Here is a 16331-nt window from a genome sequence, read left to right on the forward strand (position 1 = left end):
ATATCATCCTGTCCTTAACTTTCCGATGACGAATCCGATTCCAGCGTATGTTCCACCGGCCGCTCACCAATCTGTTGACGCCACATCGCGTAGTACAAGCCTGTCTGTGCCAACAGTTGGGAATGCGTGCCGCTTTCGACAATACGGCCTTTTTCCAGTACAAAAATCGTATCGGCGTGCATGATCGTCGATAGCCGATGCGCAATGAGCAGCGTGATCTGCTGCCGGCTAGCAGAAATATGACGCACGGTATCCGAGATCTGCTCTTCGGTCAGCGAGTCCAATGCCGAAGTCGCCTCGTCAAAAATCAACAGCCTCGGTTGGCGAATCAAGGCCCGCGCGATCGACAGGCGCTGTTTCTCGCCGCCCGATAGCTTCATGCCCATTTCGCCGATCGTCGTATCCAGCCCGTCAGGTGATTTGTTCAGCAAATAGGCACACGCTGCCTGCTCCATCGCTTTGGTGATTTCCTCATCCGTGGCATCGGTACGCACCAACCGAATATTGTCGCGCAGCGTGCCAGCGAACAGATAAGGTTCCTGCGTCACCAGACCGACCTGGCGGCGCGCCCGGTTATATCGCAGAACTTTGGTGGAAATATCGTTGTAGAAGACCTCGCCCGACGCCGGGGTATAGAGGCCCAGCAGCAACTTGACCAACGTCGACTTGCCAGACCCCGACGGCCCTACGAATGCGATCGTATCCCCGAGCGATGCAGAAAACGTCACGCCATCCAGTGCGTTATCGCGAGCTCCTTTATGGCGAAACGTCACATCGGCAAATCGCACGCCATTGATCGGCCCGCTATCCTGCGGCGATTCCGGCCGCCTATCGATCGGTCTTTTCATGAGGGCATCGAAACTCGACAATGATGCGTCAGCCTCGCGATACGCGAGAATGATGTTGCCCAGCTCCTGCAACGGCGCAAAAATCGCCACAGAAATAAACTGCATCGCGATCAATTCACCAGTACTCAATACATCGCGAAAGATCAGCCACAGCAATGCAAATAGAATCGCGAGTTTCAGCAGGCTCAGCGTCACTCCCTGCAAAAAGGACAATAATCGGATCCGTTTGACCTTTTGCATCTCGAGCTCAAAGATGCGCACGATTTGCGCCTGCAATCGGCGGATCTCCGGAAACGTCAATCCCAGGCTTTTTATCAGCTCGATATTGCGCAGCGACTCGGAAATAAAGCCGGAGCTGCGGTTCGTTTCGCGCATGATCGAACGCTGCTGTGTTTTGATCTCGCGACTGAGCAGTCCGGTCAATCCCCCCAACACCAACACACCGATAACAAATACCGGCACGAGCAGCCAATGCCGCGTCACGGCATACCACACCAGAAAACCCATCCCCACCACGGCGGCAAAGAGCGTGTTGATGAACGTATTGATGAACCGCTCGCTATCGGCCCTCACCTTTTGCAGCAGCGACAAAGTCTCGCCACTACGCAGGTCTTCGAATTCCTGGAATTTCAGACGCATCGCCTGACGCAGGCCGTCATTGAACAGCTGCGTGCCAAATTTCTGTACCACCAGACGCGTGACGTATTCCTGCAAGGCCTTTGCCAGCCTGGACAGCACCGCTATCGCCACCGCCAAACCCAGCAGCGTCAATACACCCGACACCAACTCGCTGTCGCTTTTACCGGCGCGATTGATCGCGTACTCGTCGATGATCTTGCCAAAAATAATCGGATCGATCAGCGCCAGCACCTGGCTCGCGCCAGCCAGCACCAATGCCAAAACGGCCAGGCGGCTATGCGGCCGCAGATACGCCCACAGGATACGCATCGCGTTCAATAATGAGGAGGAATCTCGTCACGCAGGCTGCGAAAGTTGCCTCCCGCGGTATCCGGCACCTGTTGGCGCAATTCGGCCAATTCACGCGCCAAGCGTTCTATCAGCTGTTGCTGACGAAACAGCGTCTGACTCAATTGATCCAGCATATCATCGGCCAAGCCGAGCTTGATTTCCAGATCGGTTAAACGACGGTCAGTATCCGTAGCAGCACTCATGGCAAATTCGACTCTCAAATAATCCGGGGCCCGCACCACCAACGCAGCAACATGCATCGACACAGCCGATCGATGCATCCGGCCGATTGCGCCCAAAGCAGCATCATGCCGCCAAAGAATCATTATCGCAGGTCAACGCCCCTGCTTACCGAGCCTGCCTCGGCAACAACAGCCCCGGCCGCCCCACATGCACCGCGTGGGCCCGATCCATGATGAATTCGATCAGCATCGCCAAGGCGCGAGGCTGATGGCGGCTGGGCATCATCAGCAGATACATCGCCCGTCCGAAAATGCTGAGCCGCCAGTCGTCCAGTGCCGTCAGCAGACGTTGTTGCGCGACATCCTCATACACGACATAGTCGGGCACTACCGCCACGCCCAGACCTGCCAGCGCAGCATCGCGCAAAAACGCGTAATTGCGCGACACGATCGTCGGATCCAGAACGACCTGCTGACGCTGGTTGCCCTGATAGGCCGAAAGCCGCAGCGGCCGGCCTATCACTGCCGCGCTGATCACAGGCAGATCGGACAATGCCTCGGGACGGCGAGGCAAACCATGACGGTCCCGATAGGCTGGCGAAGCACAGACCACGTAACGCACCTGCCCCAACTCACGCGCCACCAGATGTCCCGGTGGCTCGGACATGATCCGCACGGCGATATCCACCTCGTCGCGCAGCAAATCCTCGACGCTGTTCTCGAATAACACATCCAGCACGATATCCGGGTAGCTGCGCTTGAATTCCAGCAGCCATGGCGTCATGACAAACTGTCCATAACCACTGGGCACGCTCAATCGCACACGCCCCTGGGGCGTTTTCCCCAGCGACTCCACTGACGCCTGCGCCGCGGCCAGTTCGTCGCGGATGTTGCACCCGTGCTGATAGAGCTTGAGCCCGATCTCGGTAGGCTCGACGCGCCGAGTCGTACGGCGCACCAACTGCATCCCTATCGCCCGCTCCAATTGACCCAGGTGATAGCTCACATTGGCCCGAGTCATTTTCAGACGGCGCGCGGCCTCGCTCAGATTGCCCGCGTCGAGTATTTCCACCAGCAGCGTCAGTGATTTCGTATCCATAAGGACTGATTGTCAAATTTTTTTGAACGCAATGTCAACTATTGATGTAATTGTCAAGCCTTGCTTACTGATGAAGAATAGAACGCTGCCGCGGTTCATATCCCTCTTTTCCCTCAGGACGTTTTCATGCGTGAAGCTGTCATTGTCTCTACCGCCCGCACGCCCATTACCAAGGCACATCGCGGCGAATTCAACGTCACCCCAGGCGCCACGCTCGCCGCTTTTGCTGTAAAAGCCGCGGTAGAACGCGCGGGCATCGACCCGGGCATGATCGAGGACGCCATTCTCGGTTGCGGCTATCCCGAGGGCACCACCGGCCGCAATATCGCCCGGCAGGCCGTGCTACGCGCGGGCTTGCCCGTCACCATCGGCGGCGCGACCGTCAATCGTTTTTGCGCCTCTGGCCTGCAGGCCATCGCCAGCGCCGCCGCCCGCATTGTGATGGATGGCGCGCCGGCCATGATAGCGGGCGGCGTCGAGAGCGTATCCCAGCTGCGCACCCGTGATGATCCGAACAGCGGCGTCGACCCATGGATTCTGGAAAACAAGCCGGCGCTCTATCTACCCATGATAGAGACGGCCGACATCGTAGCCGCCCGCTATGGCATCAGCCGCGAAGCCCAAGACCGCTTCAGTGTCGAAAGCCAGCGGCGCACCGCCGATGCGCAGGCCGCCGGCCGCTATCGTGACGAAATCATCGCCGTCACCACGACAATGGCGGTCGCCGATAAAACCACCGGCAGCGTCACTCCCCGCGAAGTCACTGTCGATGCCGACACCTGCAACCGGCCCGGCACCACCTATGACAATCTCTCGACACTGGCGCCCGTACGCGGCCCGGATCAATTCGTCACTGCGGGCAATGCCTCGCAGCTCTCCGACGGCGCTGCGGCCTGCGTGATGATGGAAGCCCGCGACGCTGAACGCGCCGGCCTGCAGCCTTTGGGGGCTTTTCGTGGGCTGGCCATTGCGGGCTGCGAGCCCGACGAAATGGGTATCGGCCCCGTCTACGCCGTGCCGCGCCTATTGGCCCGCCACGGTCTAAAGGTCGACGACATCGGTCTGTGGGAACTGAACGAAGCTTTTGCTTCGCAAGCCCTGTATTGCCAGCAACAACTCGGCATCCCATCCGAACGGCTCAACGTCGATGGCGGTGCGATTTCCATCGGCCACCCGTTTGGCGTCACAGGCGCGCGTCTGACTGGCCATGCGCTGATCGAGGGCCGTCGCCGCGGCATCCGCTATGCCGTCGTCACGATGTGCGTCGGCGGCGGCATGGGCGCCGCCGGTTTATTCGAAATTTACTGATTACGAGAATCCCTGATGGATCTGACTTTCACTCCCGAAGAAGAAGCCTTTCGCGCCGAGGTGCGCGCATTCCTGGCAGCCGAATTGCCCGAGCCCCTGGCTCGCAAGGTGCGTGAACATCGTCATCTGCATAAAGCCGATATGGAGGCCTGGCACGCGATCTTGAACGCCCGGGGCTGGCTCGCCAGCCACTGGCCGCAGGAATACGGCGGCACTGGCTGGACGGCGGTACAAAAATTCATCTTCGAGAATGAATGCGCGTTAGCGCATGCCCCCCGCATCGTGCCGTTCGGCCTGAGCATGCTGGGGCCTGTCCTCATCAAGTACGGCAACGAAGCACAAAAACGTTATTGGCTGCCGCGTATCCTGAACGGTGCGGACTGGTGGTGCCAGGGCTATTCCGAACCCGGCGCGGGCTCGGATCTCGCATCGCTGAAAACCAGCGCCGTGCGCGATGGCGATCACTACATCGTCAACGGCCAAAAGACCTGGACCACCTTGGGCCAGTACGCCAACATGATTTTCTGCCTGGTGCGCACGCGCAGCGACGGCAAACCTCAAGAAGGCATCAGCTTTCTGCTGATCGACATGAACACCCCTGGCATCGAAGTCCGCCCTATCATCACGCTGGATGGCGGACACGAAGTCAACGAAGTGTTCTTCTCCGATGTGCGCGTCCCCGTCGACAATCTGGTGGGCGAAGAAAATCGTGGCTGGTCCTGCGCCAAGTACCTGCTGACCTACGAGCGCACCAATATTGCGGGGATCGGTTTCTCGACAGCGGCCTTGCAGCAGCTGAAGGAAGTCGCCGCTCGACAGCAGAAAAACGGCCGCCCCCTGCTGCAAGATCCCGCCTTCGCGGCCCGTCTGGCGGGTATCGAAATCGACCTGGACAACATGCGCATCACGAATCTGCGCGTACTGGCGGCCGCTGCCAACGGCGGCGCGCCCGGCGCGGAAAGCTCGATGCTGAAGATCCGCGGCACCCAGATCCGCCAGGAGATTTCATCGCTGAACCGCCGCGCCATGGGCCCCTATGCACGCCCCTATGTGGCTGAGGCGCTCGAGGACGGCAACCAGCATCTGAGCATCGGCCCGACAGGCGCGGACAGCGCCGCTGCGCAATATTTCAATAACCGCAAGCTGTCGATCTTTGGCGGCTCGAACGAAATCCAGAAGAACATCATCTCGAAGATGATTCTGGGCCTGTAAGGAGCCGCCATGAATTTCACCCATACCGAAGACCGGCGCATGCTGTCGGATATGCTCACACGCTTTGTGGCCGAGCAATACGGCTTTGCGGTACGCGACCGGATTGCGAACTCTGCTGAAGGCTACAGCATGGAGTTCTGGCAACGCTATGCCGAACTGGGCGCGATCGGCGCCTTGTTCGACGAGGCCAATGGTGGATTTGGCGGCCATGGCTTTGACATCGCGGTGGTGTTTGAGGCATTGGGACGAGGCCTCGTCGTCGAACCGTTTCTCGATACGCTGATGGCCGGCGATGCTATCGCAGCCGTAGGCACCCCAGCCCAAAAAGACATCCTGGAAAGCGTGCAAACCGGTGCAATGCGAATCGCGCTGGCGCACACGGAACCACAAGCGTATTACGAGCTGGCCCATGTTGACACCTATGCGGTGCGTAACAAAAACGGTTGGACACTGAATGGCCACAAAGCCGTCGTCGCCCAAGCCGAACATGCCGATTTATTCGTCGTGTCGGCACGCACGTCCGGCGACGCGGAAAACGAGCAAGGCATCACCCTGTTTCTGGTGCCGGCAACCACTCCTGGCCTACATATCAACGGCTACCCATTGATCGATGGCGGACGTGCGGCGGATATCACGTTACGCGACGTCGCACTACGGGACGATGCAGTCTTGGGCACGATCGATCAGGGATACGCCACCCTGGAACGCAGCGTCGGCAAAGGCGTCCTCGCCTTGTGCGCAGAAGCCCTGGGCGCCATGGGTGCAGCCCGTGACGCCACGTTGGACTATCTGCAAACGCGCAAACAATTCGGTGTCCCTATTGGCCGGTTCCAGGCACTGCAACACCGCATGGCCGACGTCCTGCTGGAAATCGAACAAACCCGCTCCGCAGTCATCAACGCGGCCTCGCAGCTCGATCACGCCGACCGGATCACACGCGAACGCGCCCTGTCCGCTGCGAAATACACCGTCGGCCGCGTTGGCACGCTGGTCGCGGAGGAATGCATCCAGTTGCACGGTGGCATTGGCATGACATGGGAACTGCCCCTCGCGCACTACGCCAAACGGCTGATCATGATCGATCATCAGTTAGGCGACGAAGATCATCATTTGAATCGCTACATCGCGCTGGCTCACCAGCCGGGTTGACGACATGCCACACACAGACTGTGCTGACGCAAACCATCACCCGGGCCGCTGCATCGCATCGACCCACCAACCGAACTGATGCCATGCCAGACACACATACCGCTCACGCCAACGATCAAGACCTGCCGCTGGAAGGCATCCGCGTGCTGGACCTCTCTCGCGTCTTTGCAGGCCCGCTGTGCGGCCAGGTCCTGGCCGATTTTGGCGCCGAGGTGATCAAGGTCGAACACCCTGTACGTGGCGACGACACGCGCGATTGGGGCATGCGTATCGGCAAAACCGAGACCACCTACTACAACAGCATGAATCGCAACAAGCGATCCATCACCCTGGACCTGCAAAGCCCCGAAGGCCTGGCGCTCATTTACGATCTGCTGCCCCAATTCGACGTCGTCCTGCACAACTTCAAATGCGGCGGCGCCGACAAACTGGGCCTCGGCTACGAACAACTCAAAGCCCACAAACCCGATCTCATCTATTGCGCCATCAGCGGCTACAACAGCACCGGCCCAGAGGCCACCCGGCCGGGCTACGACCTCGTAATCCAAGGCGAAAGCGGATTGATGGCCCTCAATGGCGAAGCCAGCCAGCCGCCTCTGAAATTCGGCGTGGCGACCGTCGACATGATGACCGGCATGTACGCCGCACAAGCCGTACTGGCGGCATTGTTCCGGCGCGAACGCAGCGGCAAAGGGCGTCTGATCGAAATGGCGCTCTACGACTGCGGCATCATGGTCACGAGCTACTACGGACTCGATGCCTTGCTGCTGGGGCGCGATCCGCAACGCTACGGCAACGCCCATCCGTCCATCGTGCCTTACGGCATGTTCGAGGCCGCCGACGGGCCTTTTATCATCGCAGTCGGCACCAATACGCAGTTCGACAAATTCTGCCGCCAGGTCGTGATGCGGCCCGACATCGTCGAGGATCCGCGCTATGCCACGAATATCGAACGCGCCAAGAACCGCTTGACCCTGCTGCCCATGGTGACGGCCCTGCTACACGAATTTCCGCGTGACCTCTTGCTGCAACGCCTGAGCGAGTGCGGTATTCCATGCGGCAAAGTCCTAGGATTGCACGAAGCCCTCACCAGCGAACGCACACGCCAGGGCGGCCTACTGCAAAGCCTGCCGCACCCCGTCGCGGGATCCACCCACGTCTATGCTCCCCCCTATCGGCTCGACGGCCAGCGCCTGCCCATCCGTCACGCGCCGCCGACCTTGGGCGAAGGCACCAAAGACGTATTACAGCGGCTGCTGCAACTATCCGAACCCGAATTACGCGCCCTGCAAGCCAAAGGCGTGTTGACCTTGCCGGGAGAAACCCCGGCTGAATGACACAAAGCAAACCGCTAACTCGGGATCATGACAAAGATCAGACCCAGCCTATCGCGGCATTTAATCAGTACCGATAACGGAGACAACCCATCATGCCATCGAATACCCGCCGTACCTGCTTTCGGCTGACACTGGCTGCACTATTGAACCTGACCATCGCTTGGCCCGCCTTGGCGCAGACCGATTTTCCCACCAAGCCCATTACATTGATTGTGCCGTTTCCCGCGGGCGGATCCACCGATCGCCACCTGCGCGCCGTCGCTATGGAAGCCAGCAAATCGCTGGGGCAGAACGTCGTCGTCGAGAACCGTCCGGGCGCAGGCGGCACCATGGCGCCTGGCAACATGGCGAGATCGGCCAAACCCGACGGCTATACGATCAGCCTCTATCCGTTGGGCATGCTGCGCATGCCCTACATGCACAAGACCGACTGGGACCCGATCAAAGACTTCACCTTCATCGTGGGCCTCTCCGGCTATACGTTTGGTTTCACAGTCCGTGCAGACTCGCCTTTCAAGACCTTTAACGACTACATTGCCGCGGCTCGCGCAAAGCCGGGCGCGATCGACTATGGTTCAACAGGCGTAGGATCCTCTCCCCATCTCCTGATGGAAGAACTCGCCATCAATGCCAAAGTGAAATTGACTCATGTGCCCTTCAAAGGCAACGCCGACATGCAACAGGCACTGCTGGGCGGACACGTCATGGCGCAAAGCGATGCCAGCGGATGGGATCAATTCGTCGATAGCGGCAAAATGCGTTTGCTGGTGACCTTTGGCGAAAAACGCACGACGCGCTGGCCCGATGTCCCGACAGCAGAGGAACTAGGCTATGGCGTCACATCCACGTCACCTTATGGGCTGGCCGGTCCCAAAGGCATGGACCCTGCCGTGGTCAAAAAACTGCACGATGCCTTTAAAACCGCCCTGTTTTCTGCACAAAGCATGGAGATCATGAAGCAGCTCAACCAAGAGCCGGTCTATCGCAACAGCGACGACTACCGCGAATGGGCCATCGCCACCTACGCAAAAGACAAGACCCTGATCGAGCATCTAGGCCTGATGGCGAAATAGATCGCGCATCGTCCCGTCACGCGACACGACGGACTGACGTTACCCCTATTCGGACTCTACGCCCCACAACGGAAAAGGATCCGAATAGGTCATCCACTCGTGAGGCCCCTGTGCCATCTCGACATCATTGAGCAAACAGGCATCCAGACGCGCCCGCAACACAGCCTCGCCCATCTGCATGCCGATCAATACGAGTTCCTGTCTCGCGTCGCCAGTCCCTTCCTCCCAACGCTCCCGAATATGAGCAACGGTCTCGGTGTCCTCAGGCCATTGCTCGAGCGGCACCGCCACCCACCAACGTCCAGCCAGACCATGCCGGCACACGCCGCCCGCTTGCGACCAAGAGCCCGCAAACGCCGGACGGCTGGCCAGCCAGAAAAACCCTTTAGAACGCACCACGCCGGGCCAATCGGACTCGATCAACCGATGAAAGCGCATGGGGTGAAACGGGCGTCGGGCGCGATACACAAAACTGCTGATGCCATATTCCTGCGTCTCAGGCGTATGCTCGCCACGCAGTTCTTTGAGCCATCCAGGCGCCTGAGAGGCCTGCTCAAAATCGAATAGCCGCGTACTCAGCACCTGCGACAACGCAACGCGGCCGAATTCGGCGCTGACGATGCGTGCGCGCGGATTCAAACGCTGCAGGATAGCCATCAACTGCGCGCGTTGGTCCGCATCCACCAAATCGATTTTGTTCACGACGATCACATCACAGAACTCGATCTGCTCGATGAGCAAATCTACGACTGTGCGCTCATCCTCCTCGCCCAGTGACTCACCGCGGGCCTGCAGGCTATCGTGGGAACTGTAGTCACGCAAAAAATTGTAGGCATCCACCACTGTCACCATGGTGTCCAATTGCGCGACATCAGACAGGCTTTGCCCGGCCTCGTCGGCGAACGTAAAGGTCTCGGCCACCGGCAACGGCTCGGAAATGCCGGTGGACTCGATCACCAACTGGTCAAACCGCCCGTCGCGCGCCAAGCGGCCGACTTCCAACAGCAGGTCTTCCCGCAATGTGCAGCAGATACAGCCGTTGCTCATCTCCACCAGCTTTTCGTCGGTACGCGAGAGCTCCGCCCCGCCTTGGCGCACGAGCTCTGCGTCAATATTCACATCGCTCATGTCATTGACGATCACCGCCACACGGCGGCCCTCGCGATTATTCAAAATATGGTTGAGCAAAGTGGTTTTACCGGCCCCAAGAAAACCGGACAGTACCGTGACGGGCAATTTTGTAGTCATAGCAACCAGCGCCAGCGACGCATTCACCGAAAATGTTATGTTATATCATTTCTAAAACAAATCACGCGTTTCCGTCAACCATCAATCCATCAACAGGAAAGATTGCAAAACGGTAATCTCCCGGGTTAATCTCACACCACGATAAGTTGTACGACAACATACGACCATAACGAGATGGGCACTACGCGACCATTCGGCCGGTGCCCAAGGAGATTTAAATAATGCAACGCCGTGACTTTCTGCGCACCGCCGCAGCGCTACCCCTGACGGGTCTTGTCGCCCACGCTCATGCTGCCGAGGAAAAATGGCCGACGCGCCCTGTGCGCATCGTGGTGCCCTACACACCCGGCGGGTCATCAGACATCATTGCGCGCCTGATCTCGCCCGAGCTGAGCAAAGCCCTGGGTGAAAGCGTCGTCGTGGAAAACCGTCCGGGCGCCAATGGCAACCTGGGCACCGGCATCGTGGCCAAGGCCGACGACGGCCATACCCTGTTGCTGTGCGACATCGGCGCGTTGGCGATTACGCCATCGGTCTACACCAAACTCACCTTTGATCCGTCGAAGGACCTGCGCCCCGTCAGCATGCTGGCGTATTCCCCGCACGTCCTGGCCGTTCACCCCAGCTTTCCCGCCAAGACCCTGCCCGAAATCGTCGAGCTCTCGAAAAAGCAGCGCGTCAATTTCGCCGTCACTGCCATCGGCAGCGCCCCTCACCTGGCCGCGGTCGCCGTACAGCAAGCCACCGGCGCAAAATGGGAATACGTGCCCTACAAGGGCGGCGCACAGGCCATCTCCGATACGGTAGGCGGCCAGACCGAAGTCATCATGAATGGTTTGCTCGCAACCCTGCCGCACATCCGCAGCGGCAACCTGCGCGCCATCGCCATTTCCAAGCGCGAACGCATGCAGTTGATTCCGGACATCCCGACGATCGCCGAGCAAGGCGTTCCGGGATTCGAATCGGGCACTTGGCAAGGCATCATGGCCCCGGCCACCCTGCCCGCCGCGACCGCAGAGCGTTTGGCCAAAATCCTGGCTGACATCGCCAAAAAACCCGAGATCGTCGAAAAGCTCAACCAACAGGGCGCGGAAGTCGTCACCTACGATCCGGCGCAACTCGGCAAGTTCTACACGACCGAGCGCGATCGTTGGGCCAAAGTCGTCAAGAGCGTAGGGATCACGCTGGATTAAAGTTCTCCGTGCCGCCATGCGGCTTGTGATGTCCTGTGAACGGGCAAGGCACGCCAATCGTATTTGCGCAGATACGATAGGCACGCCTTGCCCGTTGTCTCTATTTATCGACCGAATCTCCGTTTGTAACAACACCGAAACAAACCGCCCCTAGTCTGTCCGCTCTTACGAACTCCTGAACTGAGCGACAGAGAACAATGAATACATGGAAACTCGCCGCGGCATCCGCCCTTTTACCCCTCGCCCTGCTGGGCTGCGGCAGTAGCAGTGATGACGACGATGACGAGACGGCCCCGCCGACTACACCCCCCGTTGCCGAAGTCGCTCAACACATCACCTCGGTGGATTTCCTGGGCCGTTATGAGGCCGGCAGCTACGGCGTGAGCGCCGCTGAGATTCCGGCTTTTGATCCTGCGACCAAACGCGTCTTTGTCGTCAATGCCCTCTCCGGCAAAATCGATATACTGGACCTGCAAATACCCTCAACGCCCAGCCACCTCGGCACACTCGACGCCGAGGCGGTGCTGGCTGGCGCCGAGATCAACAGCGTTGCCGTCAACAACGGCATGGTCGCCGTCGCGATTCAAGCGCCGGTCAAGACCGATCCCGGCTATGTCGCCTTGTACGACGCCGCCTCGCTCGCCCTGCTAGGCTCGATCCAAGTCGGCGCCCTGCCCGACATGGTGACTTTTACCCCCAACGGCAAGACCGTGCTGGTCGCCAACGAAGGCGAGCCCTCAGACGACTACACAATCGATCCCGAAGGCTCGGTCAGCGTCATCGATGTGTCCAACCCGGCAGCCTTGACTGCACGCACCGCTGGATTCACCGAATGGAACGGCAAAGAGGCCGCGCTGCGCACGCAGGGTGTACGCCTGGTCGGCCCGCGCGCGACGGCCGCACAGGATATTGAACCCGAGTACATCACGGTATCGGACGACGGCGCCACCGCCTGGGTTGCTTTGCAAGAAAACAATGCACTGGCCAAACTGGATGTTGCCAACGCCCGCATCACCGACATCCTGCCGCTGGGCGCCAAAGACCACGGCATCGACGGCAATGGCCTGGACGTCAGCGATGCCGATGGCGCCATCAACATCCGCCCGTGGGCCGGCGTCAAAGGCCTGTACATGCCTGACGGCATCGCATCCTATACGGTGGGCGACGCCACCTACATCGTCACCGCCAACGAGGGCGATAGCCGCGCCTGGGGCGAAGACAACGATGCATACTGGAACTGGGGCCGCGATGCCGACGGCAACTGGCTGGGTTTAGATGCCTCCGAAGCGCCCGGTTTTGTCGATGAGTTCCGCGTCAAACACCTGGTACACAAGAGCGGCTTCGATCGCCGGGCTGGCGACGACTTGCCGCCCCAACTGCGCCAACTGGCGCCTGGCGGCCTGCTCGACCCCGCCGTCTTCGCCTATTGCGGCGCCACTGACACTGATCCTGGCGATTGCCGCGAAGACGAAAACCTCGGCCGCCTGACCGTGACCTGGACCATGGGCTACAAACAGAACGCCGACGGCACACCGCAACTGAGCGCTGATGGCCGCCTGGTCTATGACACGCTATACACCTACGGCGCACGCTCATTCTCGATCCGCGATGCCGACGGCAAACTGGTCTGGGACTCGGGCGATCAATTCGAAAAGATCACGGCAGAACGCTATCCAGAGTGGTTCAACTCGGGCCATGACGAAACGATCTTCGACGATCGCAGCGACAACAAGGGGCCGGAACCCGAAGGCGTCACACTGGGCAAGATCGGCGAAAAAACCTATGCCTTTGTCGGTCTGGAGCGCATGGGCGGCATCATGGTCTACAACATCAGCGATCCCGCAAATCCCGTATTCACCACCTATGTGAACTCGCGCGACTTCAACGTGGATTCTGCTGAAAACCCGGCAGGCGCAGGAGACCTCGGTCCCGAGGGACTGGCGTTCGTATCCGCCGAGGATTCGCCCGACGGCCAGCCTTTGTTGATTGTCGGTAACGAAGTCAGCGGCACCACCTCGATCTATCGCATCGTATTGGCTGACGACGCAAACTGATCGTAGATCACGTCAGGGGCTGGGCATCGCTCAGCCCCGCGACGAGCGTCCTCGCGACGCCATCCAAAACATGCACTGTCCCGTCAGACCAGCGCCGGCCAGCACCAACGCGGTCGAAAGCGCGGGAGACGAGCCCAGTCCGGCCAACGCCGTACACAGCGCGCCCACCGCCATCTGCAACGCGCCATACAAGCCCGACGCCGAGCCGATCACCAGCGGATTCACGCCGACCGCCAGCGTCAGGGAAATCGGCCCGGCCATGCCGCAGCCGAACGTATAAAAAAACATCACCGCCACGATCGGTGCAACAGTGGCATAGCCCGACAACACCAGCCCTAAGAATGTCACCGCCGATATGGCGCTCAATGCATTACCCGCGACCATCACGCGGTCCATAGGCACTTTGCCAATCAACCGCGACGTCACTACACAGCCCAGCCACACGCCAGAGACCAGCACGGCCAAATACAGGCCGACTTCGCTTGCAGGCCGGTGCAGTTCATTCACGAAAATAAACGGTGCCGATGCGACAAAGGCAAACATCGACGTGGTGGCGCAACCGCCCCCGATCGAATAGCCGATAAACGCCCGAGATGCGAGCAATTGCCGATAATGGCGCATCAACGTTGCCGACGTCACGCGCGCCAGCTTGGCTCCCGTTTCCGGCAACATACGCCAGGCCAATAGGAAATTCACCACGCCCAGCACGCACAGGCTGAACAGCACCGAGCGCCAGCCAGCCCACGTCGCCAATGCTCCCCCCACAATCGGGGCGACACCGGGCGCGACCGTCACCATCAAACTCATCAACGCCAAACGTTTCGCCGCTTCCGCGGGTGCAGCCGTATCACGCACGATGGCACGGCCCAGCACCAGGCCCGCGCAGCCACCCAGGGCCTGAAACAGACGCGCGGCGATCAAGGCATAGACATCAGGCGCCAACGCTGCGGCCAATCCAGCTACGGTATAGATCACCAAGCCCGCCATCAGCACACGGCGGCGCCCATACCGATCGGACAACGGACCATAGATCAGTTGCCCCACCGCCAACCCGATGATGTAGAGACTGACCGTCATCTGCATCGCGCCATTGCCCGCCTGCAGATCGTGACCGGCCATCGCCAGCGCCGGCACAAAAATATGCATCGCCAGCGTACCGCTAAAGGTGAACAGGGCTAATAACCAGAGCGGCACATGCGCCACAGTGGGGACATCAGAGAGATCGGCGGCTGGCGACGGCGAGTGTTCGTCGTGCGTCACGCCACGTGGCAACGTAGTAGAGTCCATCGGCAAATACATGACATATCAATTAATTGTATATCAAAGATATTGGCCCCGCCATTCGGGTACGATTCCAACGCCCACCATCACTACGGAAATCGATCTCCATGGCTGACCTGTCCGCTTTCCCCATTACCCGCAAATGGCCTGCCCGCCACCCGGACCACATTCAGTTGTATTCCTTGCCCACGCCCAATGGCGTCAAGGTATCGATCATGCTCGAGGAAACGGGCCTGCCCTACGAACCGCATCGCGTGGCGTTCGACACGCAGGACCAGCTCTCTCCGGAATTTTTATCGCTGAATCCCAATAACAAGATTCCCGCCATCCTGGATCCCAACGGTCCGGATGGTCAGCCCCTGGCGCTGTTCGAATCCGGCGCGATCCTGGTTTATTTGGCCAGCAAGACCGGACAATTCATCCCCCAGGACACCGCAGGCCGCTTCCAGGCGCTGCAATGGCTGATGTTCCAGATGGGTGGTATCGGCCCGATGTTTGGCCAACTCGGTTTCTTTAACAAGTTCGCTGGCAAGGAATACGAGGACAAGCGTCCGCGCGATCGCTACGTCGCGGAATCACGGCGCCTGCTGCAGGTCCTGGATGGTCACCTGGCCGGTCGCGCCTGGATCCTCGGCGACGAATACAGCATTGCCGATATCGCCACGTTCCCGTGGATACGCAATCTAGTAGGTTTCTACGAAGCCGGCGATCTGGTGGGCTTTGGCGATTTTGCCAATGTACAGCGCGTGCTGGACACTTTCGTTGCGCGCCCCGCCGTTCAACGCGGGTTGACCATTCCTGCAGCGCCGAACTGAACCGCCGCACTCGAACACGCCGAGACAAGGCTAACCATCGCTATGCTCTCGGCGCAGGACGACTGAGCAGCCACACCGCACAGCCCACCATAAAGAGACTGACCACTGCGCCCAGCCACCAAACGGGGTCGACCGTAAGCCAAAACACGGCCAGCCCAACGGCGATGCCTGCCACGGCAAACGCCTTGCCGCGTGCAGAAATAGCCCGCTGCTCTCGCCAGGCGACCAAGGGCGGACCGAACTGGGGATGCTGTAATAAGTAGGCTTCCCAGCGAGGCGAGGCGCGGCCAAAGCACCCCGCCGCCAAAATCACGAAAATCGTGGTGGGCATCACTGGCAGTACTGCGCCAATGACGGCCAGCACGAGCATCAGCATGCCCAACGCCCAATACAAGCGGCGTATCCAGCGATGCCTACCAACCATAAAACTGCGGCCACAATTGCACGCCGCCCTCGGCTGCCACAATCTGGCGCTCAGGCTGCTGTGACGCGGGCGTATTCAGGGAGTGCAGAGGCGTCATGGGTTCTTGATCGGAGAGAAGTAACGTGACCGAAATAAGGTT

Annotated in this window: 14 protein-coding genes; 8 read left to right on the forward strand and 6 right to left on the reverse strand. The window is 59.7% G+C overall.

The window, feature by feature from the left end; all coding sequences use genetic code 11:
• Positions 1 to 14 precede the first annotated feature (14 nt).
• From ACYVI2_RS01070 to ACYVI2_RS01080, 3 genes are all read right to left on the reverse strand, one after another.
• Complete coding sequence (locus ACYVI2_RS01070; RefSeq protein WP_415818106.1) at positions 15 to 1796, reverse strand: ABC transporter ATP-binding protein; 1782 nt, start codon at positions 1794 to 1796, stop codon at positions 15 to 17.
• 5 nt (positions 1797 to 1801) lie between these two features.
• The gene (locus ACYVI2_RS01075; protein WP_415818104.1) at positions 1802 to 2020 is read right to left on the reverse strand and encodes a SlyX family protein; all 219 of its coding nucleotides are present in this window, start codon (positions 2018 to 2020) and stop codon (positions 1802 to 1804) included.
• Positions 2021 to 2165: 145 nt separating this feature from the next.
• Entirely contained in the window at positions 2166 to 3098 is a 933-nt protein-coding gene (locus tag ACYVI2_RS01080) for a LysR family transcriptional regulator (RefSeq protein WP_415818102.1), read from the reverse strand.
• A gap of 126 nt (positions 3099 to 3224) precedes the next feature.
• On the opposite strand from ACYVI2_RS01080, the gene ACYVI2_RS01085 reads away from it, so the two are divergent.
• The 5 genes from ACYVI2_RS01085 to ACYVI2_RS01105 all read left to right on the forward strand — a co-directional run bounded on the left by ACYVI2_RS01085 (position 3225) and on the right by ACYVI2_RS01105 (position 9177).
• Complete coding sequence (locus tag ACYVI2_RS01085; protein WP_415818100.1) at positions 3225 to 4406, forward strand: acetyl-CoA C-acyltransferase; 1182 nt, start codon at positions 3225 to 3227, stop codon at positions 4404 to 4406.
• Between the two features lie 15 nt (positions 4407 to 4421).
• Positions 4422 to 5618: an acyl-CoA dehydrogenase family protein gene (locus ACYVI2_RS01090; RefSeq protein ID WP_415818098.1), complete on the forward strand. Its 1197-nt coding sequence runs from the start codon at positions 4422 to 4424 to the stop codon at positions 5616 to 5618.
• A 9-nt stretch (positions 5619 to 5627) separates the two neighbouring features.
• Positions 5628 to 6767 carry an acyl-CoA dehydrogenase family protein gene (locus ACYVI2_RS01095; protein ID WP_415818096.1) on the forward strand — a complete coding sequence of 380 codons (1140 nt, stop codon included), beginning with the start codon at positions 5628 to 5630 and terminating at the stop codon, positions 6765 to 6767.
• 83 nt (positions 6768 to 6850) lie between these two features.
• Positions 6851 to 8104, forward strand: a complete 1254-nt coding sequence (locus ACYVI2_RS01100; RefSeq protein WP_415818094.1) for a CaiB/BaiF CoA transferase family protein — start codon at positions 6851 to 6853, stop codon at positions 8102 to 8104.
• 92 nt (positions 8105 to 8196) lie between these two features.
• The gene (locus ACYVI2_RS01105; RefSeq protein WP_415818092.1) at positions 8197 to 9177 is read left to right on the forward strand and encodes a tripartite tricarboxylate transporter substrate binding protein; all 981 of its coding nucleotides are present in this window, start codon (positions 8197 to 8199) and stop codon (positions 9175 to 9177) included.
• A 45-nt stretch (positions 9178 to 9222) separates the two neighbouring features.
• On the opposite strand, the gene zigA is transcribed toward ACYVI2_RS01105, so the two are convergent.
• Positions 9223 to 10425 (reverse strand): zinc metallochaperone GTPase ZigA, encoded by a 1203-nt coding sequence (gene zigA / locus ACYVI2_RS01110; protein WP_415818090.1) that lies wholly within the window; start codon positions 10423 to 10425, stop codon positions 9223 to 9225.
• Between the two features lie 221 nt (positions 10426 to 10646).
• Here zigA and ACYVI2_RS01115 point away from each other — a divergent pair, with 221 nt between their 5' ends.
• Positions 10647 to 11618 (forward strand): Bug family tripartite tricarboxylate transporter substrate binding protein, encoded by a 972-nt coding sequence (locus tag ACYVI2_RS01115; RefSeq protein WP_415818088.1) that lies wholly within the window; start codon positions 10647 to 10649, stop codon positions 11616 to 11618.
• Between the two features lie 197 nt (positions 11619 to 11815).
• Entirely contained in the window at positions 11816 to 13672 is a 1857-nt protein-coding gene (locus tag ACYVI2_RS01120; protein ID WP_415818086.1) for a choice-of-anchor I family protein, read from the forward strand.
• 30 nt (positions 13673 to 13702) lie between these two features.
• On the opposite strand, the gene ACYVI2_RS01125 is transcribed toward ACYVI2_RS01120, so the two are convergent.
• Entirely contained in the window at positions 13703 to 14959 is a 1257-nt protein-coding gene (locus tag ACYVI2_RS01125; RefSeq protein WP_415818084.1) for a multidrug effflux MFS transporter, read from the reverse strand.
• A 101-nt stretch (positions 14960 to 15060) separates the two neighbouring features.
• Here ACYVI2_RS01125 and ACYVI2_RS01130 point away from each other — a divergent pair, with 101 nt between their 5' ends.
• Positions 15061 to 15768: a glutathione S-transferase N-terminal domain-containing protein gene (locus ACYVI2_RS01130; RefSeq protein ID WP_415818081.1), complete on the forward strand. Its 708-nt coding sequence runs from the start codon at positions 15061 to 15063 to the stop codon at positions 15766 to 15768.
• A gap of 40 nt (positions 15769 to 15808) precedes the next feature.
• On the opposite strand, the gene ACYVI2_RS01135 is transcribed toward ACYVI2_RS01130, so the two are convergent.
• Positions 15809 to 16192, reverse strand: a complete 384-nt coding sequence (locus ACYVI2_RS01135; protein WP_415818078.1) for a YbaN family protein — start codon at positions 16190 to 16192, stop codon at positions 15809 to 15811.
• Positions 16193 to 16331: the final 139 nt, after the last annotated feature.

Source organism: Bordetella tumbae (genome assembly GCF_054780995.1).

Coding starts and splice junctions, on each gene's coding strand:
- ACYVI2_RS01070 (WP_415818106.1), bottom strand. CDS start 1,796: ATGCGTATCCTGTGGGCGTATCTGCGGCCGCATAGCCGCCTGGCCGTT.
- ACYVI2_RS01075 (WP_415818104.1), bottom strand. CDS start 2,020: ATGAGTGCTGCTACGGATACTGACCGTCGTTTAACCGATCTGGAAATC.
- ACYVI2_RS01080 (WP_415818102.1), bottom strand. CDS start 3,098: ATGGATACGAAATCACTGACGCTGCTGGTGGAAATACTCGACGCGGGC.
- ACYVI2_RS01085 (WP_415818100.1), top strand. CDS start 3,225: ATGCGTGAAGCTGTCATTGTCTCTACCGCCCGCACGCCCATTACCAAG.
- ACYVI2_RS01090 (WP_415818098.1), top strand. CDS start 4,422: ATGGATCTGACTTTCACTCCCGAAGAAGAAGCCTTTCGCGCCGAGGTG.
- ACYVI2_RS01095 (WP_415818096.1), top strand. CDS start 5,628: ATGAATTTCACCCATACCGAAGACCGGCGCATGCTGTCGGATATGCTC.
- ACYVI2_RS01100 (WP_415818094.1), top strand. CDS start 6,851: ATGCCAGACACACATACCGCTCACGCCAACGATCAAGACCTGCCGCTG.
- ACYVI2_RS01105 (WP_415818092.1), top strand. CDS start 8,197: ATGCCATCGAATACCCGCCGTACCTGCTTTCGGCTGACACTGGCTGCA.
- zigA (WP_415818090.1), bottom strand. CDS start 10,425: ATGACTACAAAATTGCCCGTCACGGTACTGTCCGGTTTTCTTGGGGCC.
- ACYVI2_RS01115 (WP_415818088.1), top strand. CDS start 10,647: ATGCAACGCCGTGACTTTCTGCGCACCGCCGCAGCGCTACCCCTGACG.
- ACYVI2_RS01120 (WP_415818086.1), top strand. CDS start 11,816: ATGAATACATGGAAACTCGCCGCGGCATCCGCCCTTTTACCCCTCGCC.
- ACYVI2_RS01125 (WP_415818084.1), bottom strand. CDS start 14,959: ATGGACTCTACTACGTTGCCACGTGGCGTGACGCACGACGAACACTCG.
- ACYVI2_RS01130 (WP_415818081.1), top strand. CDS start 15,061: ATGGCTGACCTGTCCGCTTTCCCCATTACCCGCAAATGGCCTGCCCGC.
- ACYVI2_RS01135 (WP_415818078.1), bottom strand. CDS start 16,192: ATGGTTGGTAGGCATCGCTGGATACGCCGCTTGTATTGGGCGTTGGGC.